This is a genomic window from Streptomyces iconiensis (genome assembly GCF_028657195.3).
In the GTDB taxonomy this organism is placed as follows: Bacteria; Actinomycetota; Actinomycetes; order Streptomycetales; family Streptomycetaceae; genus Streptomyces; species Streptomyces iconiensis.
The window spans coordinates 69,338-91,086 of the sequence record NZ_JANCPR020000037.1; the positions used below are offsets into that span (position 1 = coordinate 69,338).

Sequence of the window (21,749 nt, forward strand, 5' to 3'; positions counted from 1 at the left end):
GCCGACGGCCGGGGCGTAGTGGGCGGGGCGGGTGCGGGTGCTATGCAGGCGGGGTGATGGCGGGGTCGTTGCCCCACGAGACGGTGCCCTTGGGAACAGCCGCGCCTCTTCCCCCAGTGATGCGGTTCAGTGCCACGTTCGCGTGTGAGGTGCCGCCCGAGGTGACGTTGATACCGAGCGTTGCGCCGGACTGTGCTGCCCTGACGAAATTCATGTGGATCTGCGCGGCGTCGCCGTTGGACTTGATCCCATCGCCGGAGTAGCCGCTGATGATGTTGTCGGAGATCACCACGCCCCCGGCCTGCGCCGCCCCAGACAGGGACTCGACCTGAATCGCGCCGTACCCGCTCCCCCCGACGTTGTTCAGGACGTTGCCAGACACGAGTACACCGTCGCTCTTGGTCTTGCCCGACGTGACGGCGACACCGGACCGGTAGCCAGTCCTGTTGCTGCCGCCGATCGTGTTGTTGGCGATGACGGAGTCGTACCAGTCGTACGCATGCACTCCGTACGCGAGGGTGTCGGCGATCGTGTTGCCGATCACGGATATCCGGCGGTACATGCCTACGGTGTCGCTGGCGTGTGAGCCGACGAGCAGCCCCCACGGGCCGCAGTTCGCGGACGGGCCGGTGTAGCAGCCCTCGACGGTGATGTCGCGGGAGTGCGTGGCGTCGTACGGCAAGCCGCCCTCAAGGCCAGCGGCGCCGAACGCGCCGTCGATCTGAATCGCTTCGGTGGTCTGCGGACTGCCGGGCTTGGGGACGCTGCCCTCGAACCGGCAGTTCGTCACCGTGGCGAATGCGATCGAATTCAGCTCTACGGCGTGGTTGTTGGGCTGGTCGATCACGCGCACGTGGTCGAGGGTGATCCGCTCCGCGTGGGCGAACGCGAACATGTTCCCTGATCCTTGCTTGGCAGGGGCGTTGCCGTCCCAGGTGCCGCCCGTGATGCGAATTCCACCGTGCCCGCTGTACTCGGCGTTCGACTCGGTGCCGTCGAAGTTCTGCACCATGCGCGCGTCCAGGTTGAGGCCGCGGCGGATGATCGCGCCGTCGTCGGCGGAGACCGTCACGCCTGCCTGTACGTACAGGCACGGCGCGGGCCACGCACCGCGGGCGGAGTCCATCAGGTACACGCCTGCGGGGATACGGACCGTGCCGCCCCCCGCTGCCCCGGCAGCGTCGAGCACCGCACGGAACGCGGGTGCGTCATCGGTCACGCCGTCGCCGGTCGCGCCGTACGCGCGGACGCTGTACTCGCCCGTCGTGCCGCCCCCGCCGGCCACCGGCACGACCGTGCCGTCGGCCTGCCGCACGTACGCCGTGCCGCCCTTGGCGTAGAGCAGGGCGCCACCGACGGGCGCGACGGGGTCGGCCGCCTGGTCGATGAGACCGGCCGCGCCGGACACGGTGAGCTTCGCACCCGGCATGGGGGCATTGGTGCCGACGCCGAGCGCGCCCGTGGCGCGCTGCCCGTACAGGACCGCCGACTTCCAGTCGCCAGCGTCCGACCAGTTCGCCAACTCGAAATCCGACCCCGCGTCGGCGCCGGCCTCGGCGCCGTTGTCGACCTGATACACCCACCGGTTCACTCCGGCTGTGGTGAAGGAGAGCCCCCGGTAGTCGACGGTCGGCGAGTCGAGCGTCAGGTTTCCACCCGCGACGAGCCCGGTGTCGGGGAGCGCCTTCACGTCGGCGGCGGTGAGCAGCACGTCGGGGCCAAGCTTCCCGTTGACGCTGTTCACGCTGCCGTTGCCCGGGTCGCCCTTGACTCCTTGCGGGCCTGGGTCACCTTGCGGCCCTGCCGGGCCTTCCGGCCCCTGCGGGCCCTCGGGACCGGGCGGGCCGACGAGGGAGTCGAGCCACTGCACGGGCGTGCCCTCGAATCCCTCGACGACCGCGACCTCGTATGCAGAGGCGCCGCGTACGTAGTTGGGCTTGGTGGGGTCGGTCGGCGCCACGTCAGCGAGGTCGACCTCGGGATCGTTCTGCGGCAGCAGAAGGGAGTACGAGCGGTTGCTCGCTACGCCGACGAGCTGTTCGGTCACGGTGTAGGACCAGCCGACGGGGTCCATGCCGGGGGCGTCCGTGGCGGGCAGGACGACGGCGACCGCGCCGGTAGCGTCCAGTTCGGCCGTCACGGGCCCGGCGAGCATCACGTCGGCGGCGCCGAAGGTGACCAGTGCAGGGGCCCGGAAGGTGACGGTGCCCTTGAGCGGGGTGCCGTCGGGCAGCAGGTAGCGGCCGGACACAGTCACGGTGGGGATGGACTCGGGAAGGGGGGCCAAGGTCGTAGCTCCTTACTGTGCGGGGGTGGTGGGTGCTTCGTCGGCGCTGAACGTGTTGCGGGTGTAGGCGGCGATCACGTCGGTTTCAACGCTTCCGGCGCCCTTGGTGCGGTGGTCGATGCGCCATGACGCGTAGTCGAGGTAGTCGAGGCCGTCGAGCGGGTACGTGATCGAGCGCACCGTCGACGTGCCAGGGGCGGCGTCGTACTCGGCGAGGACTCGCTCGGTGCCATCAGGGGGCGTCATGACGACGCGCACCTGACCGCCGCCCGTCCCCGCGTAGGTGATCAGGCGCAGATACGCCACGGCGTTGTGCACGGGCCCGGCGCCCCTCCAGCCGATCAGATAGCCGGTCGAGCTGGTCACCTGGGCGCTCGTCGGGTACAGCGGCACGGGCATCCACGGGCGGCCGAGGAACCGGTCGCTGAACGCATCATCCATGACGATGACCTGAGCGTCGCGGCTGAACATGCGGATCATCTGGGCATCCGTCCCGGCCTCGTCGCCGACGGTCAGTGCACGCGAGCCGTCCTCGCGGCCGAGCCCGATGCCCCAATCACCATCGGCCGTCTGTCCGACGACGAACGTGCGCACGTCGTAGGGGGTCTGTGCGATGAGTTGCCCGCCGCGGCCGATCACCACATTGCCGCCGAGCACAGAGTCGAGCGCCGGCCGGATATTGGCTCGGCCGCGCAGTGTGCGAACCTCGCGTTCAAGCTTGGCGAGGCGGTCGAGCAGGTCGCGCGGTACGTGCGCCACTCAGGGCACCTCCAGATACAGGCGAGCCGTCTCGGGGCGGCCACGCTGGGGCGGGCTGATGGACACACCTACGACGCGGTACCGCTCGTCGAGTGGTCGCGGGTGCCACAGGTCGCGGATACGGACGCGCACGGTCGCGCCGAGCAGCGCCGGGCTGACCAGTCCGCCGAGCAGTACCTCGATCTCGGGTATCTGCACGGGGCGGCGGGCGGCGGCGAGGTCGGCGCGGGCGTGCCCGTCCAGCACGTCTTGGCGCTCAACGGTGGTGTAGTCGCTGGTGCCGTCCAGGAGCGGCCACCCCGTCGTGAGGTCGTCGTCGGCCGTTACGGGGGGCGACATCAACGGCGTACTGTCCTCGGTCTGGTTGCGGTTGACGGACGCGCCCCGCGACTGCCACGCGGTCGCCATCTCGGTAGCGTCGGCCGGCCACGAGTACGAGAGGATCGGCCCGGGGTGGTCGAGCACTACGTCGGTCGCGCCCGTGCGCAGCGTCGGGTGTCCGAGCTGAAGCCGCCGGGCTCGGGTACGGTCATCGGCCCGGTACGAGGCGATGCGCCACTCGAACCCCTGCTCGTCCCCGGCGAGTTCGTCGACCAGGTCGCCGATCGAGTGCAGGTCGTATCGGCTGTATTCGCGGTCGCGCAGCACACCGGACAGACCGGTGTCGGCAACGATGCCCAGGTCGCCACCGGGGGTGGCCTGGACGTAGCCGAGCAGGTCGCGCACGATGTCTAGCTGATCGCGGCCGGTCACGCTGTAGTCGTCGTGCAGCAGACGGCGGTAGAGATATGACTCCCAGCCGCCTGCCTGGATTTCCGCACCGAGGAACCCGCGGTCGTCATTGGAGAGGTTGAGCGTCCAAAGGATGCCGCCCCACCAGATGTCAGGCCCGCGCTCCACCCACACCCCGGTACGGCCCGGGGTGAGCGCTTGGCGTGCCCGCTGCGCGATCTGTCGGTTCGGGACGGGCACGGTGCCACGCAGGGACCCGGTTTTGCCGATGTAGTCGTCAAGGGCGAGCCCCTGTATGGGCAGGGAGTCGATGAGCCGATCGCTCAGCAGATCCGTAAGCAGAACGCGGTAGGTGGTCGAGGGCGTCGAGATCACGACACCCCCTTCGGATCACTGCACGTAGGTGGCTGAGATCCGCATGTTGTGGTCCTTGGCGAGCACGATTCCCGGCGACCACGTGCGTAGGTAGATCTGTGCGTCGGCCTCGATGCGGGCCGTTCCGTGCCCGTATCCGTCCGTCGCGATCGCCTCGTAGGCGAACAGGGGCGCCCAGCCGTTCGGCAGGCTGCCAACGAACGTGTCCGGCAGGTTCGTTGGATCGCTGAGGTTGCCACCGGTACGAGTCAGGTAGGCGGAAAACGTCACCACACCCGCGCGCCGCCTGGCGTTGAACGTGTTCATCGACCAGCCGGTACCGGTGAGGAACCCGCTCGTGATGCTCTCGGCGGCCAGCGTCGGCGGCCGGTAGGTGCGCCACGCGGCGCCCGTCGCGTCCCAGCGCTCCAGCACGCCGTTCATGTCGCGGTATTGCCCGTCGAACGCGCCCACGTCGCCGGTTGCGCCGCGCGGGATGATGCCTCCCACGCCGACTGTGTACCGACGCCGGTCCGTGAGGGCACTCGCCCAGTCGACGCCGCCCGTGGAGGCCGAGGCGCCCGCGCGTACCCGCACGTCCCACAGCGGCAGCGAAGCAGGCGGCAGCGCGGGCGGGGTCGGGGCGCCCATGGGCTCTCCCTGCACCAGCTCGACCGTGGCGACGGTCTGCCCTTCGGTGTCGTACATGCCGTCGTACACGCGCACGATCACGGTGTCGATGCGGTCGAGGGCATCGCCGGCGCCGATGGCGACCAGTTCGGGAGCGTCGACGGCGACGGGATAGGGACCCTGGGCGGCCGTGCCCTGCACGACGGCGCGGCCGATGCCGATCTGTACCGTCATGGCGCCGGCCGGAGCGGCAAGGAACGGTGCCCCGCCCGGCAGGACGCCGCCACGGCTGGTGAGTTCGCCCGTCGGCGTCACCGTGCCGACGGGGGTTACGCGGGTGTCCTCGCGGGTCTGCCCGGTAGGCAGCAGCCATGCAGCGCGCACGGTCATGTCGGGGTGTCTCCTTACCAAAAAGCTGCTCGGTAGCGGACGGCGACACTCGCGTCCGGCCCGCCCGTGGCGCGTAGCACGAGCGTTGTCTCGCCGGGCGGGAAAACGTAGGTCTGCTCGGGCATCGAGCGGGCTGTCACGGCGTACAGCCGCGAGGCGGTGCCGTTGAGCGTCGCCGTGCCCGCGAGCGTGTCGACTGTGAGCACGTCGTCGACGCCGAGCGGGAGGTCGTATTCGAGGGTGTCGCCGCTGCCGATGTTGGTGAGCGAGGGCCGTGTCATGGGCCCCCGGAACTCGATTACGGGATGCGTGGCGGCGTTACCGCGGTTGGTCACGGACAGGGCGCCGGACTCGCCCGGCTTCCCCCAGTCCAGCGGCCACGCCAGCGGCCACGACAGCCCCGGTTCAGGCGCGGGCAGTCCAGCCTTCGCGGTCTGTTCGTCGAGCGCGTACCGGCGAGGGTCCGACGCTTCCCACTCGACCGCACCCTCGGTCAAGGTGCCCGTGTTGTAGCCCTTGCCGATGGGCAGGGCACGGCGCACGCAGCGGGCCCAGCACAGCAGCGGCCCCCGCTCATCCACCCAGATCACGAGCGGCAGCTCGTCGACCACGGGCACCGTGCCGGACTCGAACCGGCCGACTACGGCGCCCAGTTCGGCGGCGCGGGCGCGCACGATCAGGCCCTCTAGGCCGATGGTGCGCGCCTGCGCGAGAAGGAGTCCGGGTATGGCGCCGTGCGCGTCCGGTCGCTGCACCGTGCCTGAGTCGAGGGCGGGCAGCTCGCCCCAGCCGGTCAGGTCGGCCCACCGGTAGGGGGTGCCGCGGCCGAGCAGGAGGTCGCCGTACTGCACCTGCCCGGGGCGGGTGAGAAGGTCGCCGGGCGGCATGTCACCCCCTCGCCTTCGCGGCCCACGCGAGCGCACGGGCGTTGTCGTCGGGGCTGCCGTTCTCGGCGGCGTGCCAGTGCTCGACATGCACCGTCGGGCCCGCCGGTGCACCGGACGCTGAGGCCCGCCCGTAGGGGGAGGCGCCAGCGCCCGCGTAGGCGGGTGAGAAGGACGGCAGCGGCGGCGGAGTCACCAGAGCGCGCATGGTGCGATCCAGCGCCCCGGCGCCGCCCTCGATTCCCTGCACGATTCCCGCCGGAATCCAGCGGCCGACTTTCTGCGCCATCACGCGACTTGGGCTGTGGATACCGAGCGCTTTCGCAATCGGTCCAGGAACCGCAGATTTCGCGAACGAGACGAGTTTGTCTTTCATCCATCCGCCCATGGACTTGATGCCGCGCAGCAATCCGCGGGCGACATCTTTTCCCGTGCCGACGAGTAGGTCCTTCAGGTCACCCACGGCGCGGACAAGGCGATCAGGCAGACCGGCGGCCCAGTCGACAGTCTCGCGGAATTTTCGTACAAGCCAGTCCTTGAAGGCTTTTCCGGCACGGGCTGCAAGGTCGGAAAGTTTCTTTGTTATGGGCCCGACCTTGTCGGCTGCCCATTGCGGGATGCCGCCGAACCAGGAGAGGAGTCCGCGCCATTTCGACTTGGTTTTTTCGACTGCCCAGTCCCACCCGTCGGCTATGATTTGGCCGACGAATTTTAGGCCGAGTTTCAGTACGGCCCAGAGGAGCGAAATGGCGCCGCTTACGAGCGCAATCAGAATTCCCCAGATTCCGCCTGTCATGTCCTTTATGCCTTGCCAGACTTTATCCCAGTCGCCCGATATGAGTCCGGTGACGACTTCGATAATTCCCTTTACGAGCTGCATGGCGTTGGAAACGTATGCGCCTATGGTGTCCCAGACGACGCGCGCCACTTCGAGAATGCTCTCGCCGTGCTTCGACCAGATTTCATCTATGAGAGTGACCACGTCTTGAATGATCTGCGCGGCCATTCCCAGCGACTCCTGGACCTTGGCGCCCAGTCCGCCCCCGTCGCCTTCACCAGAGAAAGCCGCAGTGATCTCGCCGAAGACTCCTTGCAGCTTCTCAAGATGCGGCGCGATCTCCTCCCAGAAATCTGCGAGTGCCTGCCCGATACCGGAGAAGGCGCCGCCGAAAGACTCGCGGAATTTCTCCAGAGCGGGGAGTACCGTGCCGCCGAGAAAATCCACGAAGCCCTGTTGCATCGTGCGTTTGAACGCCTCGACGCGTGACCCCGCATTGTCGCGGAGAGTGTTTCCCATCTTGTCGGCTGCGCCGCCGACCTTACCGAGTGCGCCGACAGCCGATGACGGGTCGAGCGCCATAAGCGCTTTCTGTGTGTCCTCCGACTTGGTGCCGAAAAGTGTCAGAGAAAGAGCGGCGCGCTCCGACGGGTCCTTGATATTCCGCAGCCCGTCGAAAACCTTGTCCAGGGCTTCCTTTGCCTTCGGTCCACCCTTGGAGAAAACACGCTGCATCTCGTCGCCGGACAAGCCGATAGCGGCGAATGCCTTGTCGACTTCATCGCCCCCGCCCTGAGCGATCAGGACGAACTCTTTCAGGGCGTCGGCAACTACATCGGTATCACGCGCACCGGCCTTGAGGCCCTGCGACATCATCCCCGTTGCCTCTTTGGCGGAGAGGCCGAGTTGCGCGAATTGGACAGCGTATTCGTTGAACGTGTCCATCAGGTCATCGGCGCGCGGGCCCATCTTCTGCATGCCGCGCGTCATCACGTCCAAAGCGGCCTCGGCGTTCGGGGCCAGCTTCGTCTTCATGATCTGACCCACGGCGTTCGCCGTCTGCCCGAGATCGAGTTCGAACGTCGACGCCAGATCGGAGACCTTCGTCGATATCGACTCGATCTGTGCGTTCGTCGCTCCAGTGGGCACCAGCCCGGAACGCATCGTCGCCGAAATCGCATCGGCCGCGCCCTGGAAATCCTCGGTGATCGCGTTGGCGTACATCGCCCCGGCGATCTCGCCGTAACGTTTCGCCACAGCCGGAGTCGCGCCGAGCTGGGCGCCGAGGCGGCCGGCGATACGGGACTGTTCCAGCGCCTGACCCATGGCGGCCACCAGCAGGGCACCGGCCGCAGCGCCGAGCGCCGCGGCGCCCCCGGCTATGCCGGCTTTCATGCCCTGGAGACGGCCGCCGATCTGTTCTCCGGCGCCCGCGGACCCGTCTGCGGCGCCGTCGGCGAACTCGCCGCCGGCTTGCTGTCCCGCTCTGGCGAACTGCGAGCGGGTGCCCTGCAATCCGCCGTCAGCTCCGCGGGCGACTCCATCGCCGAGGGCCTGCCCGGCATGGCGGCCCGCGCGGGCCGCCTCGTCGCCCATTTCGCGGCCGGCTGTACGGACGCGTCCCTCGGCCCGGTTGAGACCGGCGGACATGCGCTCGTCATCCACGCTCACCAGCGCGGTCAGCTCGCCGACAGTGAGCGCCACGGCGCGTACCCCCTATGCAGTTGTGGTTGTGCGCCCCGGCGTCTACGCCGTGAGTTGGGCGATCTCGTTCGGGTCGATCACGTGGCGCGGGGTGGCACGCCATGCCTGCGCGAAGCGGGAGTCAGCGGGAAGGGAGCCGAGCAGCACCAGAAAGCGGCGGATGGAGAGAGCGGCCAGCTCGCGGGCGCTGAGGTGGTGAACGGCGGAGAGGTCACCCTCGACGGCTGCCCAGTGGCGGACTACCGCCGTCCACCACTCCGCCGCTTCCTGTTCCTGTTGCCGCTCCGCCGGGGTGCTTTTCCCTGGGTGCTGTCCTGCTCGTCGTAGAGGCGCCGGGCCCGCTCCAGCGACAGGCTGCCGGGGGTGGCGGTGTTGCCGATCGCCCAGGCAAGAACGATGGCCATGTGCCGGTCACCGACGTGGCGCCGGATCAGCTCGTCGACCAGGTCGGACGGCAGGAGCGCGCCGAGCAGGTTTTGTATGTCGTCCGGGTCGGCCGACTCGCGTACGCGGTGCATCTGTACCTGAATCAGGGCGGGGAGCCGAGCGGGCAGTCGCCAATCCCGTTCGAACATGCGAAACGGCATCCCGTCGAACTCGGGCGTGATGCGTTCCTCAGCCCAGAAGGCATCCCAGTCCGATGCTGCTTCCTGCTCGTTGGACTCCTGGTCGTGCAGCTCGTCGGTCACGGGGCGACCACGGCCTCGCGCGTGGACGGACCGCACCGGGTGATGGTTACGCCCCATGTGGTCTTGGCGTTGTGCTCGCCGCCGACCTCACCCGGGGTGGCGGTCGCCTCCCACACGGACCAATCGGCCTGGTCCTTGTGCCGGAAACGGAAACGGTTCCTGGACGCCTCGCCGACTCCGGCGGCCCATACGGTGTCGACGTATGCCTGCGCCGGGTCCTGTATGCCTGTCGTGGACGAGTACAGGCCCGTCAGTTCGATGGTGGCGCCACGCTGCATCACGTCTTGCTCGTACTGGCCGTCACTGTCGTTCGTGGTGGTGTCGGCGACCTCTTCGTTCTCGCCGCGGTTGAGCGTCCATGAGTTGAGCTTGGTAAGCGTGAGCCATGTCGCGGTGGCGGCGGCCTCGTCCTCGACCTCGAAAATCCAGTCGCGGGCGCTGATGGGGCGTCCCATGGGTCCTCCCTGTGGGCATGCGTGGGCGCCCCACAGGCGGGGCGCTGCGGGGTGGTTGTGGCGGGTTGGTGGGTTACGTGCGGTGCGTGGTCGGCGCTTCGTACTCGACGGTCGCGCGTACGACGTGCTCGTGCCGGCCGTTGCCGTCCGGGCCGAGCGGCGAGGGGGTGCTCGCGGTGCAGATGATGACGGGCGTTCCGTCCGGTAGGACGGTGTCCGACAGCCCGTTCACCGCGTCGTACATGTCGTATGCGCGGTCGTACGACACACGCGGGTCTGTCGTACCTCGTACACGCACCTGCACCGATACCGCGTCGTATGCGATCGCGGCGTTCTGCGGCCCTGCGTCGTACGGAGTGAGCGATACCGCGTTGGGCGGGGCCGGGGGCATGGTGCCGACGAACGTGTCACCCGACGTGCCGTCGGTGTCGTACGAGAGCAGGCCGAGCGAATCGAGCAGTAGCGCAAGGCCGTGTACGACGCTCACCGCAGCGCCCGCCGTACCTGTGCGGCGATGATCTGTTGCATGGTCGCAGCCTCTTCGCCGAGAGGCTGTTCGAGGTACTTCGCCGACCGGCCAGAGTCGTGCCGAAGTGTCATGTCTTCGTGTTGCCGGACGGCGTACGGGGTGTCGTATGCGACGGCGCCCGTGAGACTCGACTCGTCGACCGTCGCAGTTCCCGAGCGTTCGAGCGTGCCCTCTTCGATCGGGACACGTGCGCGGGAGACCTGTAGCAGGTGCTCGACGGCGAGCCGCACGCCCCGGGCCGAGCCGCTGCGGGTGCGGCCCTCCACAGCCTGTGTGTTCCAGCGGATGCGTACGTGTTGGGTCACTCGCACATCACCTCCGTCGACTGCGGCACGGGAAGGCCGGGCGCGGTGTGGTGCGCGGCGGTGAGTGCCCGCGTGATCCGTCCAGTTGGCAGGGTGATGCGGGACTCGGCCGGACAGTCCAGGTCAGGGAAAGCGATGATCTGAGCAGTGGACGTGACCTCGCGCCCTTCCTTGTCCCGCACCGTGCGGACCTTCTCGGAGACCAGCGCGCTGATCTCGATGGCAGTTCCGTAAGTCGGGCCGTACGCGGAGTCGCCCCGGTACGGCTCGATGACGACGCGGTGCCGTAGCAGCCATCCCGGTACGGCGGTCACCAGATCACCCCTGGTACCAGTCCGGCGCGTTTGAGCGCGCGGGCGGCGCGCGGGGCGAGGTCAACATCCGATGTAGAGCGAGGCTCATCCCGGCGGCCTGACAGGGACACGGGCCCGATACTGACGGATGACCAGCGCCCGGCGGCGCCGGTCCCGTCATCGCCCGTGGCGAGTTGGTACTCGACCTGAGCGCACGCGGCATCGGCGAGAGCCTGCACAGTGCCCGGATGGGTCGGCATGCCCTGCTCGTCGGTGGTGTATACGGCCGTGAGCAGGGCGTCGTCCACGTCTTCACTGGCGCGAGCGAGCAGCCGCTCGGCCCCGGGGGGTGCCGGGGTGCCAGTCCACGCCGTGAGCTGTTCAGGGGTGGCGTAGACGCGGCCGACCATGGGCTACCCCTCCTTGGTCTTGCTCCGGGTACGCCCGGCCTTGCCGTCCGGCGGGGCGTCGTCCGGCTTCCCGGACGGCTCCAGCGGCTCCGGTTGCGGCTCGTTGCCAATGGCCTTGACGGCGTATCCCTGGCGCAGGAAGTACGCGACGACGTTGTCGTTCTCGGTCTCGGCTTGGCCATCGGCGAAGTGGACGCCGGCGACAACGCCAGTGAATTCCTTCACGGGCGCGTGGATGCGGTGCTTCATGGGGTGGGAACTCCTCACGCGGTGACCTTGATGTTCCGGAAGACAGAGGCCGCCTTGGTGGCCTTGAGCACTACACCCACGGGGCCCATCTCGACCTCACCGCGCTTGACGGCGCCAGCAGAAGAGAAGTCCGGAAGCCACGTCTGTACGAGCTGCCCGCCCATGGTCGACACCCCATGGAACCCGTCGAGTCCGATACGCACGGCGTACAGGTCCGTCAGCCCGGTCACTTCGGCACCGCCGACAGTCCGTGACTCCGTCGGGATGATCGGCGCGTTCGTGCCGGCCTTCTCGCCGGGGTCGACGAACAGCACGCCGCCGTACGACTCGCGCACGATCGGGCGGCCGGTGGGGCCGATCAGCCCGTCGATGGGGTCGCGGGTGTACTGGCCGGCGCGGCGTGCCAGGGCACGCACTCGGGCCAACGCCTTGCTGTTGCCGAGCACCATCGTGGGGGCGCCGTCGAGCAGCGACAGCCACTCATCGAGCACGTCAAGCGCCTTCTGTTCGGCGCGCGGGTCGGTGTCGAAGTCCGACCAGTTGGTGACCTCGCCCCCGCGGTGCTCAGTGCTGGAACCTGCGAGGGCCTTGTCGAGACCGTCGAACCCGTTCTCGTCGACGGCGGTATCGCCGTTGATCACCGCATCCTGAAAGCGCGTCGATGACGCCTTGATCTTCTGCGACATGTTCAGCGTCACGGCACCGGAGGCGGCCGGGCCCACCTTCGCGATCACGCGGTCGACCGCGAAGCTACCGCCGAGGACTGCCAGATCCACGCTGTAACGCTGCGTCTTGACCTCGCTGTCGACGTACTCAGTGTTGAGCGCGCGGAAGTCCGCGGTGGGCTGGGAGATCAGCCGGCGGTATCCGTAGGTGAGAGTCGCCCCGCCACCGGCGGGGTTGACCACGTCCTCGAACGTGAGCGTGTCGAGGATCGCGGATTCCTTACGGAACTCGTCGATGACCTGCACGTCGATGTCGTCCTGCGTGTTGTTCTTGGCCTCGGCCAGTGTCACGGCCATGGGCGGTACTCCTGTCTGGGTCAGCCGCCCAGCCGGGCGGCGATGGCGTCATGAAGAGAGGCGGGCTTGCGCTCGCCCGTCGGAGGCCCGGTGAACTCTGCGCCGCCGCGCGGGGGCCCGGAGGGGGCTGCGGCGAGCTTCGGGTTTGCGGTGACCGCGGCTTCGACGGCGGCGCTCACGGCGGCGGTGTCGGTCGGGTCGACATCGGCGAGCGTGTCGGCGAACTGGCGGCTGTCGAGCAGCGCGTCGGGGTCGCCGCCGGCCTCGCGGGCGGTGCGGTAGACAGCCAGCTCGACGGCGGTCTGCCGGGCCTGGGTCTGCGCGGTGGTGAGCTGCTGTGTCAGCGCGGCTGGGTCTGGCGGGGTGTCGTTGTCGACGAGGCCGAGCGCCTTGCCGATCTGCTGCGCGAGGTCCGCGCGCGCCTCGTCAGCGGCCTTCTGCTTGGCAGTAACCCGCGTCTTCCCAGCCTCGGCGCGAGCATCGCTGAGCGCCTTCTGTGCCCACGCCGGGAGCGCGGTCTCGTCGCCCTCGGCGGACTGCCCGGCAATCGGTTCAGCGCTCGCAGACGCCGGGGCCGCGGGTGCCGGGGCGGGAGCGCTCGCCGGGGTCTGCCCGGACGGGTCGGCGGCCGGAGTGGCAGCCGGGGCAGACGCGGCGGGGGTCGGTGTGCTCATGGGGGGTGCCCTCCTGGGGCGTATGGGGCCCGCTCCGGGCGGGCGTGTGGGCATAGCAGTGAGGGCCCGCACCTGGCGGGCCCTCGGCTCGTGCTGGTCTGTGGTGGCTGTTACTCGGCGCGGTCGCGCACGGGGCGGGTCTCGGCGTAGCCCCGAATCCACGCGCGTCGCAGGATCGAGTCGGCCGGGTGCGGGCAGACGGTCGGGCGGTCACCGCGGCGGCCTGCTTCGCGTCCGCCGGTCACGGCCCGGACGATCTCCTCACGCGTACCCATCGAGTCACCTCCGGTTTTGATGCTCGGCCTCATTCTGCCGGGCACGCTCGGCGGCGGCCGACCGAATGCCGGTTGCCTTCTCGATGAACTCGGCCTGAGTCATACGGCCGTGCCTGCTCCACCACTCTTTGAGCTCGTCGGACGCGCGGGCGTACGCGATACGGGCGGGGCCTGAGAACAGAGTCGTCGGATCGGCGCCGTCGGCCTCGGCCTTCCTGCTGAGCAGGTAGCCGCGACAGTCGGTCTCGGCCTTGAGGTACTGGTCGTACACGTACTCGTCGTACAGCGCGCGGGCCTCGCGGCGCGTAATACGCCGCTCCTGCTGCTCCTGGCCCTCTGCGTCGGAGGCGTTCGACGCGGCGTCGGGCACGTCGGACGATGCGGCGTCGTCGGCGAGCGCTCCCCACTCGTCCGGATCGGGCGCAGGCTTCATCACCTCGGCGAGCGCGTCGCGGTCGGCGAGCATGTCGAGCACTGCGTCGCCCGTGTCCGACCGGGCGGGCATGGGTACGGCCTCGCGGCGGTCCATCTCGGCAGCGATCCGGGCGAGCTCGTCGGCGTCGGCGTACTGCATGCACCATGCGAGGTCGTCGTCGGACACGTCCGACAGGGCGTCGGGCAGGCGTCCGCCAGGGAAGTACCGGGCGAGTGCGTCGCGACGGTTGGCCTCGGCCGCGAGATCCCCCAGTGTGCCGGGGTCGGCGTTGCGGGCGCGGGCGGCGAGATCGGCGTCGGACAGACGCGCCAGCTCGGGCCGGACGCCGGGCAGACGCGCGGCGCGGTCGCGGCGGTCCATCTCCGCCATGACGCCGAGTAGGTCCCCCTCGTCGTCGAGCAGGGGTACGGCGCGGGCGAGCTCGTCGTCGCCATACGCGGTCAGGTCACCGCGGCGCACGTCTGTCTGTACGCGGTCGCGGAGCTGTTCGCGGTCGCGGCGGTCGGCCTCGGCCTCGATCCGGTTGCGGGCGCGGCCGTCGAGCAGGTTCGAGCGCATGGCGGCGGCGAGCTGGTCGTCGCTCATCTCCCGTGGCGTCTGCGTGTCGCCGGACCATACGCGGGCGGCGTCGACCTGCTCGGGCGTGGCCTCGCGGCGCGGGTTCGGGAGGTTGGATGCGCCGGGCTGCTCGCGCTTGCGCAGGCGCCGCAAGTCAGGGTGAGCCACGAGGTGTTCGCGCATGGCGCCTTGCCACTGGCGCACCTTCGCGCCGGCGGCCTTCTTGGCCTCGGGCGTCGTGGCAGCGGCCTCGCGTTGCTTGTACTTGCGTATGTTCCGCTCGATGGCGCGTTGACGCTGTCCGGCCTCGTACCCGTCCGGGTCGCTGACGGCCTCCTCGGTGCGGGTGACGCCGGGCGTGTACGCGCTCACGGAGTGGCGGCAGTTGGGATGCTGAAGCCCTGCGCGGCGCGCTTCGTCGAGCGATCCGGCGACCCGTACGGGCACCATCCGGTCGTCCTCGACGGCGTGCTCGACCTCGACCGTACGGGCGCCCGACGGGCCGTCAAGAGCGAGAACCTTGCCTTCCCACGGACGGCAGAGCGGGCACTCGCGCGGGGAGTTGGAGACGACGACCAGCTCGATACCGGCCGTGGTGAGAGTCCGCATGTGCGCCTCGGTCGCCGCGCGGGCGGTCGCGGTCCGTACGGCCATCTCCGCATAGCTCGTGAGCTGCCACCGTCGCCCGGACCGGTCGACGAACGAGGCGATACCACGGTCGGCGAAACGCTGCATGGCGTCGGCCGTGGCCTGCCTGCGCGTGGCGATGCCCAGGGAGACGGAAGAGACGACCTCGGAGACGACAGAGCGGAACCCATCGAGGACGCCGCGCAAAATGCTGCGATGCGTCGAGGTGACCCGGTCGACCGCCTCTTGTGCGATGCGGTCGACCGCCTGCGCGTTCGGGGTGACTTCGTCGACCAGGCGCCGCGCGTCATCATCGAGCGCGCCAAGCTCCGCCACCCCGGCGCGGTGACCTTCGTTGTACGACTCGGCTACGACGTTCCACACCTCAAGGTCAACGGCGGTGTCGAGCTGGTCGACGACGGCCTGAGACGCGCGGCGTAGTGACTGGATCGCGGCGAGCTTCCGCTCGGCCCATCTGGGAGCTTCGAGCCCGTCGGCCAACTGCCGGGCGATGATGCCCAAGAGCTTCCGCTCGGCCTCGGCGTACAAGTCCCGCGTCCGCTCCGCGAGAGGTTCGACCATGCCGGGATGGATCGCCATGCGGCACCCCTTCGCGTCACTTGGGGAAGGTGCCGACCGGGTCGGGAGCGCCTGCGCCGGTCTCGGCGAGGATCGCGGACACCTCCGCCTGTACGGCGGTGTCGTCCCATTCGGGATGCAGGATGCGGACCTTCGTGCCGGTGGAGACGGCGGCGGCGCGGGTGAGCAGGTCGAGGGTGGACGCGGTGGTCTGCTCGGACTCGGCGACGCCGTCACCGAACTCCACACGCGGGCGCTGCGGGCTGATGCGGGCACCGAAGTGCCGTACATCGAGTTGCAAGAGAACGTGCAGCATGTCGGACAGAGCGTGTCGGGCGTGTCCGGTCTTCTTCTTCCGGGTCACCATGCTGCGCTGTGTGCGCGCGTCGACCTCGGTTGCCGTGACGGCTGCGCCCTCCCCGTCGAGCCCGAAACTCTGTGGGGAGTACCCGGCCGATTGGGTGGCCTGTCGTACGAGTGCTTCCGCCGTCCGCGCGTGCTCCTCAACGCGAATGGCGAACTGAGCCAGCGTGATCGGCGGTCCGTCGTTCGGCGGCATGGCCAGGGAGTGCCACACCTCGCGGTCGTCGTCGAACGAGGCGCCGGCGCCGGCGCCGTGGTCGCGCAGGTAGCCGTCCGGGACGATCAGCCGTGCGCGGGCGAGGCGGATGTCGCGCATCCAGCTTGTCCACGTCTCATCGAGGGCGTCGAACTGGTCATGAACCGGGGCGTCGTAGTCCGAGCGGCCGACCGGCGAGCCGCGGTGCATCCGGTTGGGGAGCATGTTGGGCACGTAGGCGGCTGTCAGAGTCGGGATGCCTGTCTCGATGCTGACACCGTCGTCGCCGAGTGCGGCTACCAGCTCAGTTGTGTCGGCGTGCTCGGTGAGCGGGACGGCGCGGCCGACCTTGTCGGCGGTGCCCTGGTAGAGGGCGTGCACGATGTAGCCAGGCTCGTGCCGCTCGAAGTGGCGCCACACGGTGTGAGCGTCGGTCGTCTCCAACTCGCGCCAGAAGGTGACAGCACGCAGCATGTCGTAGCGAAACTCCGGTATCGAGCCGTCGGCCTGCATGACGGTGAGCAGCGGCCGAGCAGCGAGGTCGCGGTCCCACGTGGCCCGCAGGAAGACGCCGCCGAGTGCGGCGGCCTGCTCGGCTGCGCCGAGCAGGGCCTGTTGTACGCGGCCCTCGTCGAGCAGCACGTCGAGCCGGTCTTGCGTGAGCTTGTTGTCGACGACGACAGCGGGCATGTCCGCGAACAGCAGGTCGGCGCTGGTCGACGCGATATCGCCGGGCAATGGCACGTGCAGCCGCCCGTCTCGGCGGCCTGGACGCTGCTCCGCGGAGCGTCGTCCCCACAGGCGCCGGCGCTCTGCGGGCTGTGGGTGGTTGCTGTAGATCCGGGCGAGGCGCTTCCGGTCACCGGAGTACCAGGCGTCGTTGACGCGCATCTCGCGGTACGTCTCCGCCCAGCGGGGCGGCGGCCACGGGGCGCCGGTCTCCGGCAGGGGCATGCTTCCTCCGATGGTGATCACTGAGGTTGCGGGAGTATCTTCCGACGCATGAATGACCAGCCCTCATGGCGTAATGACTTAAGTGGGGACGTAGGCCGGAATGCTGTGCAAATGCGCGACTTACACGGCGATTTGGTGTTTTCTGACACTCCCGTAAGTCCTGAGTCACGGGAGATTCAGCGGCGCTGGGAGCAGAGACAGCAACGGATCATGGATGCCGAAGCTGCTCGCAGGGCCGGAGACCAGCGCCGATGTGAGCAGTTCGTGCGCGTCCAGCGTTGGCGGCGGCGGCTTGATGCTGTAGTGGTCGTGATGGCTATCTGTAGCGTCGTCGCAACGCAACTGCACTGGGGGTTTTGGGCGGTTCCGATGCGCGGTTGGCCGCCGGTGCTCCTGTTGCTGTCGGTGGTTGCTGGCGTAGTGAGCATGTACAAGTGGGTGCGCTGCACGTGGACCATTTGGCGCTGGGAAACGGGCAAGACGATCTCGATTCCTAAATCGCGCCTGTACTGGTGAGCAGATGGCGCCACTCGTGTGCAGTGGAGTGGAGGACATAGCGCAGCGCGTCGGCTGAGTGGTCGTCGATCTTGAGCGGGGCGTCTTCGCCGCGCTCGGTGGCTTTCGGGTCCCAGGAGTAGCCGGGCAGTTCGTCGAGCAGGCCGGCGCATGAGCGGTGTACGAGCAGGCGGTCGGCGGCGAGCAGGCTCGACACGCTGCGGATGCCGTCGGCGACCTCGTTCGAGGCGCGGGCGATGCTGGGGAAGTCGTCGGCCCACAGTTGCGTGATGAAGGATGCGGCTGAGGGGTCGATGAACGTCCACTCGGGTGCGACTCCGGGCGGGCTGTCGCCGTCAGGGTGTCGCCATGCAGCAAGCCACTTCCGTACGGCGGCGCTGTATTGCGCGTCGGTCATCTGCCGGTGCACGCGGCGGGAGTCGTGCCGCCACTCGGAACACACGTACAGGCGGTCGTCGACGCCCTCGCCGATCAGCAGCATCGAGAACGCGTTCGTAGTGCCGTAGTCAACGCCCGACCAGTAGCGGCGCATCGCAGGCAGGGTGTCGACGACGTGCCGGGACTCGTCCCACATGTCATAGATGGCGCCCTCGGCGACCACCCATGCGCCGTCGATCATGCGCCGGCGCCAGAGACCGACGTACTCGGCGGTGAGGTCGGCGACGTACTCGGACGACAAGCTCGGGTTGTCCGACAGCTTGAAGTGCCAGGCACGCAAGTTCAGTTCGGCCGCACGGTCGAGGTACCCGACCTTCAACCAGTGCCTCGGCGAGTCCGGGTTCGTCGTCGCGTACAGGCGTGCCCCGGGAATGCTGAGGCGGGCGAGGAGCTGCGTCCAGAACCCTTCGGGTACGAGGGTGGCCTCGTCGACGTACGCGAGTTGCGCCGTCAAGCCGCGTAGGCGGCCCTCGGCGCGTGCGTCGCTCGCGCCGATCAGATGGACGGTGCGGCCGAGAATCGTCGCCGTGGTGGCGCCCCTGGTGTGCACGATGTGCCGGGCGAGAGGGCCGAACAGTGCGGCGTCTTGCAGGGGGTCGAGGCAGTTGCGCTCGATGGTCTGGAGCGACCGGCCACAGATGATGATGAGTCCGGACGGTCCGGCCGTGGCGACCGCGATCACGAACGCCAGTAGCGAGGCGATCGTTTTGCCGCTTCGTACGCTGCCGTGCCATAGGTTGATGCGGGCCCGGGCGCGGCCGATGCTGCGGAGCTGCTTGCGGGAGAGGGGGAGAGAGTCGAGGTTGAGCACGTCGGCTCACCTCCTACTCGGCGCCCCCGTCGTCCGCGTCGTCGTCGGCCGCGCGGGTCAGTGCCTCGCCGAGCGTGCCCAGCATCGAGCGGACTTGGTCGGCTCCCTCGCCTCCCTCTGCGGGGGCGAGCTTGAGTGACTGCTGTACGGCGGTGGCGGTGGCGGTGATGATCTGCCGCTGATCGGCGAAGCGGGGACGGTCGAGGTAGGTCTCGTGCCATTCGCCGTCGCGGCCGGCGAACTCCCCGTAGGTCGAGGGTTCCCAGAGTTGAGCGCGCAGGCGTTCGGCGTCGGTGTGCAGTGCCTCGGCGAGCTGCGTGCGGCGTGCGGCGAGGTCGATGCGGCGTGCCTCGGTGGCGGCCACGACTTCGGGCCCACGCTCGAACGTGAGCGGCGGCTCGGCCTCGGCGGCGATCTTCGACACGGTCGAAGGGGAACGATTCAGCTTCCGGGCGATTTCGTTGCGGGCCTTGCCCTGGGCGTGCAGGCGGCGCACCGCGGCGCGGTCTTTATCAGTGATGGGTCGCGCCATGGGTGGTCACCTCCTGCACGCGTGCGGGCATGCGAAACGCCCCGCCACTCGGGGGGAGGTGGCGGGGCGTTCGATGGTCCGTTTCCGGGCATGCCGGAGACGCGGCCGATTAGATCACGGAAAGGTAACGGTGTGCAACGGCTACTTCGGGCACAGCGTCGCCCGCAGTGCTGCGTTGAGCAGCTTCCCCTGCGCGTCCGTGAGCGGGTGCGCGTCGTTCCCGAACCGCTGTGCCGCGAAGTAGTCGACGTTCCGCGCCCCGCCGTCGAGGGCGTTGCACTGGTTGCGCCCCGCGTCGATCGCCTTGTCGGCGTCCACGATCAGCGTCCGGTCAACCTTGCCGATCGCGTCGAGGTAGGCGGCGCGGGCCGCCCCGGTCGGCTTCGGCGGAATCCGCGACTTCGGAAGGTCACTGCTGGGGCTCGACTTCGCACTCGGCGAGCTACTGCTCGGCGTCGGCTTCGACTCGGGTTTCGACTCCGAAGCGGCCTCGGCGCTGCACGCTGTGAGCGTGGCGACGGCGGCGAGCGTGAGGGCGGCGAACGTGGCGGTACTGCGGGTCAATGTGGTCTCCCTGTGTAGGCGAGGGAGACGACTCGTGAGTACGTCGGAGGGTTGTACGCGCCGCGTGCGAGAGCGGCCTCGCCCGGACGCACAGCCGCGCCCCGATGTCGTGCAGCGGGGCGCGGTGCGTTGTGCCGGTCAGTTGGCCGGGGCGGCCACGTCGCGAACGTCCGGGTACGCGGTGCACATGGGGTCGACCTGCGGCTCGGGTGTCCCGTCGGGCAGTGCGTAGCGCACGGCGATGATGTGCGGCGGGGCGCCGTCGGGTACCTCGGCGTAGTCCCACGCGCGGCGGTAGGCGGTGGCGAGCAGGTGCACGGCGAGGCGCAGGGGGGCGGCGGCCTCGCCGTGGGCGCGCATGAGTACGGCGAGGTCGTCGCGTACGTCTTCGGTGGTGAGGCGGTAGGACGCGGACCGGCCGACGGGCGGCGGGGCGGGCGTCTTGCGCTGGGTAGGGTTGGGCTTAGCCATGGCGGGGGGTGTCTCCCTGTCGTGGTGAGTCGGGCCCGTATGGCGGTGAGGTCGCCAGCACGGGCCCGCGCTGATGAGTGGGCTACTGGTCGTCGTCGTTGCTCTCGGCCCGCTCGATCTCTTCGCGGAACGTGGCGAGAATCCGCTCGGCGTCTTGGCGTTCCTTGCCGGTGAGCCGGTCGGCGATCTCGGCCCACTTGGCGAGGCTGTCGCGGGGTGAGGTGCCACGGGCGCGCTCGGCCTGGATGCCGGCTCGGAAGAAGGCGGCGGAGTCCTTCCGTGCGCGTTCCTCGCGCAGGATGCCGTATACGCGTGACGTGGTGAGGCCGACTTCTTCGGCGATGCGCGGCGGGGTCTTGCCTCGGGCCGCTTCCTCCACAATCACGCGGGGCGTCACGGCCTGGGCGGCTTCTCCGGCAAGGCGGAGCGCGCGCACGGCGTCGAGGCTGAGTTCGTCGGCGAGCTGGTCGAGGTAGCCGGGCCGCTTGTCGCGCTGGGCGTAGCGCTCGGCGATCTCGTAGACGTATTCGAGGGCGTCGGCGTCGGTGGGGTTGGGGTCGCCCGCGAGGGCCCGCGCTGCGACAGTCTCCCGGTCGTACTCGTCGAACAGCGCGTACATGCGGGTCATCAGTTGAGCGCTGGGGGTCTCCACGGGGATGCCTTCGGCGTTGAGCTGGGCGGCGATCCGCTCGTACCTGCGCCGGTTGTGGGCAGCGGTGGCTGGCCGGTCCTCGGGGAGCAACCCACGGGCGGCGAGCATGCCCTCGACGGCGGCCTGTTGCCCGGCCGGGTGCGTGGGCTCCTTGCCCGTGTCGGTGCGCTTGTAGTGCAGGGTGCGCGGCTCCTCGTCGGGGCCGGTCGGCTGCTGGTCGCTGGTGTCCATGTGGTTGGTGCTCCTGTCCGTGAGCGGGGCCCGCCCCAGGGCTGGGGCGGGTGGGGGCGTTGTGGGCGTCCGCTTGGCATGACCGGCGCGCTCGATCCAGAGACGGGCGGCGCGGCGCTCAGCGGGGGTGGCTTCGGTGGCGGCGAGCAGGGTCTCGGCGTACTCGCTGATGACGTGCAGCACGGGGATCGTTGGCGTGATGATCAGGGTGCGGCCTCGGCTGCGGCGCCCGGCGTCGAGGGCTTCGCGGGTGGCCTTTCTCGCGGCGTCGTGGTCGTCAGCGCCCGTCGCGAGGTTCGTACCGGCGAGGAAGTCGGCGAGGGCGCCTGGAATCGAGATTTCAGACATCGGGGGTGCTCCCGTAGTGGCTGGGCCGGGTGAGGTTCGGCGGTTGGGCCCGCC

24 protein-coding genes are annotated in these 21,749 nt (G+C 69.3%); 1 reads left to right on the forward strand and 23 read right to left on the reverse strand.

The genetic code is table 11. The features are described 5' to 3' along the window. Positions 1-40 precede the first annotated feature (40 nt). The 18 genes from NMN56_RS30545 to NMN56_RS30630 form a co-directional block, all read right to left on the reverse strand. On the reverse strand, positions 41-2,287 hold the full coding sequence (locus NMN56_RS30545) for a glycosyl hydrolase family 28-related protein (RefSeq protein WP_274043052.1): 2,247 nt from the start codon (positions 2,285-2,287) through the stop codon (positions 41-43). A gap of 12 nt (positions 2,288-2,299) precedes the next feature. Beyond that, complete coding sequence (locus tag NMN56_RS30550; protein WP_274043053.1) at positions 2,300-3,046, reverse strand: hypothetical protein; 747 nt, start codon at positions 3,044-3,046, stop codon at positions 2,300-2,302. Then, positions 3,047-4,153: a hypothetical protein gene (locus tag NMN56_RS30555; protein ID WP_274043055.1), complete on the reverse strand. Its 1,107-nt coding sequence runs from the start codon at positions 4,151-4,153 to the stop codon at positions 3,047-3,049. A 15-nt stretch (positions 4,154-4,168) separates the two neighbouring features. Next, positions 4,169-5,152 (reverse strand): hypothetical protein, encoded by a 984-nt coding sequence (locus NMN56_RS30560; protein WP_274043057.1) that lies wholly within the window; start codon positions 5,150-5,152, stop codon positions 4,169-4,171. Positions 5,153-5,166: 14 nt separating this feature from the next. Beyond that, positions 5,167-6,039 carry a phage distal tail protein gene (locus NMN56_RS30565; protein WP_274043059.1) on the reverse strand — a complete coding sequence of 291 codons (873 nt, stop codon included), beginning with the start codon at positions 6,037-6,039 and terminating at the stop codon, positions 5,167-5,169. 1 nt (position 6,040) lies between these two features. After that, positions 6,041-8,518, reverse strand: coding sequence for a phage tail tape measure protein (locus tag NMN56_RS30570; protein WP_274043061.1), 2,478 nt, complete (start codon positions 8,516-8,518; stop codon positions 6,041-6,043). Between the two features lie 239 nt (positions 8,519-8,757). Then, the gene (locus NMN56_RS30575) at positions 8,758-9,207 is read right to left on the reverse strand and encodes a hypothetical protein (protein WP_274043063.1); all 450 of its coding nucleotides are present in this window, start codon (positions 9,205-9,207) and stop codon (positions 8,758-8,760) included. Then, a complete protein-coding gene (locus tag NMN56_RS30580) occupies positions 9,204-9,662 on the reverse strand; it encodes a phage tail tube protein (RefSeq protein WP_274043065.1) in 459 nt (152 codons plus the stop codon). The genes NMN56_RS30575 and NMN56_RS30580 overlap by 4 nt, the downstream gene beginning before the upstream one ends. A gap of 73 nt (positions 9,663-9,735) precedes the next feature. After that, on the reverse strand, positions 9,736-10,149 hold the full coding sequence (locus NMN56_RS30585; protein WP_274043067.1) for a minor capsid protein: 414 nt from the start codon (positions 10,147-10,149) through the stop codon (positions 9,736-9,738). Continuing rightward, positions 10,146-10,496 (reverse strand): hypothetical protein, encoded by a 351-nt coding sequence (locus tag NMN56_RS30590; RefSeq protein WP_274043069.1) that lies wholly within the window; start codon positions 10,494-10,496, stop codon positions 10,146-10,148. Before NMN56_RS30590 ends, NMN56_RS30585 begins: the two co-directional genes overlap by 4 nt. Further along, the gene (locus NMN56_RS30595) at positions 10,493-10,810 is read right to left on the reverse strand and encodes a hypothetical protein (protein ID WP_274043070.1); all 318 of its coding nucleotides are present in this window, start codon (positions 10,808-10,810) and stop codon (positions 10,493-10,495) included. The genes NMN56_RS30590 and NMN56_RS30595 overlap by 4 nt, the downstream gene beginning before the upstream one ends. Next, entirely contained in the window at positions 10,807-11,199 is a 393-nt protein-coding gene (locus NMN56_RS30600) for a hypothetical protein (protein WP_274043071.1), read from the reverse strand. The genes NMN56_RS30595 and NMN56_RS30600 overlap by 4 nt, the downstream gene beginning before the upstream one ends. 3 nt (positions 11,200-11,202) lie before the next feature. After that, positions 11,203-11,448, reverse strand: coding sequence for a hypothetical protein (locus tag NMN56_RS30605; protein WP_274043072.1), 246 nt, complete (start codon positions 11,446-11,448; stop codon positions 11,203-11,205). Between the two features lie 14 nt (positions 11,449-11,462). Continuing rightward, the gene (locus tag NMN56_RS30610; RefSeq protein ID WP_274043073.1) at positions 11,463-12,470 is read right to left on the reverse strand and encodes a major capsid protein; all 1,008 of its coding nucleotides are present in this window, start codon (positions 12,468-12,470) and stop codon (positions 11,463-11,465) included. 20 nt (positions 12,471-12,490) lie between these two features. Next, positions 12,491-13,144, reverse strand: a complete 654-nt coding sequence (locus NMN56_RS30615; protein ID WP_274043074.1) for a hypothetical protein — start codon at positions 13,142-13,144, stop codon at positions 12,491-12,493. Positions 13,145-13,254: 110 nt separating this feature from the next. Further along, complete coding sequence (locus NMN56_RS30620; RefSeq protein ID WP_274043075.1) at positions 13,255-13,419, reverse strand: Rmf/CrpP fold protein; 165 nt, start codon at positions 13,417-13,419, stop codon at positions 13,255-13,257. Positions 13,420-13,423: 4 nt separating this feature from the next. Beyond that, positions 13,424-15,640 carry a phage minor capsid protein gene (locus NMN56_RS30625; protein WP_274043076.1) on the reverse strand — a complete coding sequence of 739 codons (2,217 nt, stop codon included), beginning with the start codon at positions 15,638-15,640 and terminating at the stop codon, positions 13,424-13,426. A 16-nt stretch (positions 15,641-15,656) separates the two neighbouring features. After that, on the reverse strand, positions 15,657-17,132 hold the full coding sequence (locus NMN56_RS30630; RefSeq protein ID WP_274043077.1) for a phage portal protein: 1,476 nt from the start codon (positions 17,130-17,132) through the stop codon (positions 15,657-15,659). 210 nt (positions 17,133-17,342) lie between these two features. Between NMN56_RS30630 and NMN56_RS30635 the strand changes: the two genes are divergently transcribed. Next, positions 17,343-17,648: a hypothetical protein gene (locus NMN56_RS30635; RefSeq protein ID WP_283742523.1), complete on the forward strand. Its 306-nt coding sequence runs from the start codon at positions 17,343-17,345 to the stop codon at positions 17,646-17,648. Here NMN56_RS30635 and NMN56_RS30640 read toward each other — a convergent pair. The 5 genes from NMN56_RS30640 to NMN56_RS30660 all read right to left on the reverse strand — a co-directional run bounded on the left by NMN56_RS30640 (position 17,626) and on the right by NMN56_RS30660 (position 21,695). Beyond that, positions 17,626-18,897, reverse strand: a complete 1,272-nt coding sequence (locus NMN56_RS30640; RefSeq protein ID WP_274043079.1) for a PBSX family phage terminase large subunit — start codon at positions 18,895-18,897, stop codon at positions 17,626-17,628. The two genes, NMN56_RS30635 and NMN56_RS30640, sit on opposite strands and share 23 nt — an antisense overlap. A 13-nt stretch (positions 18,898-18,910) precedes the next feature. Beyond that, positions 18,911-19,429, reverse strand: a complete 519-nt coding sequence (locus NMN56_RS30645) for a helix-turn-helix domain-containing protein (protein ID WP_274043080.1) — start codon at positions 19,427-19,429, stop codon at positions 18,911-18,913. A gap of 141 nt (positions 19,430-19,570) precedes the next feature. Next, positions 19,571-19,993, reverse strand: a complete 423-nt coding sequence (locus NMN56_RS30650; RefSeq protein WP_274043081.1) for a DUF732 domain-containing protein — start codon at positions 19,991-19,993, stop codon at positions 19,571-19,573. 138 nt (positions 19,994-20,131) lie between these two features. Beyond that, positions 20,132-20,464, reverse strand: coding sequence for a hypothetical protein (locus tag NMN56_RS30655; protein ID WP_274043082.1), 333 nt, complete (start codon positions 20,462-20,464; stop codon positions 20,132-20,134). 82 nt (positions 20,465-20,546) lie between these two features. Beyond that, the gene (locus NMN56_RS30660; protein WP_274043083.1) at positions 20,547-21,695 is read right to left on the reverse strand and encodes a hypothetical protein; all 1,149 of its coding nucleotides are present in this window, start codon (positions 21,693-21,695) and stop codon (positions 20,547-20,549) included. Positions 21,696-21,749 lie beyond the last annotated feature (54 nt).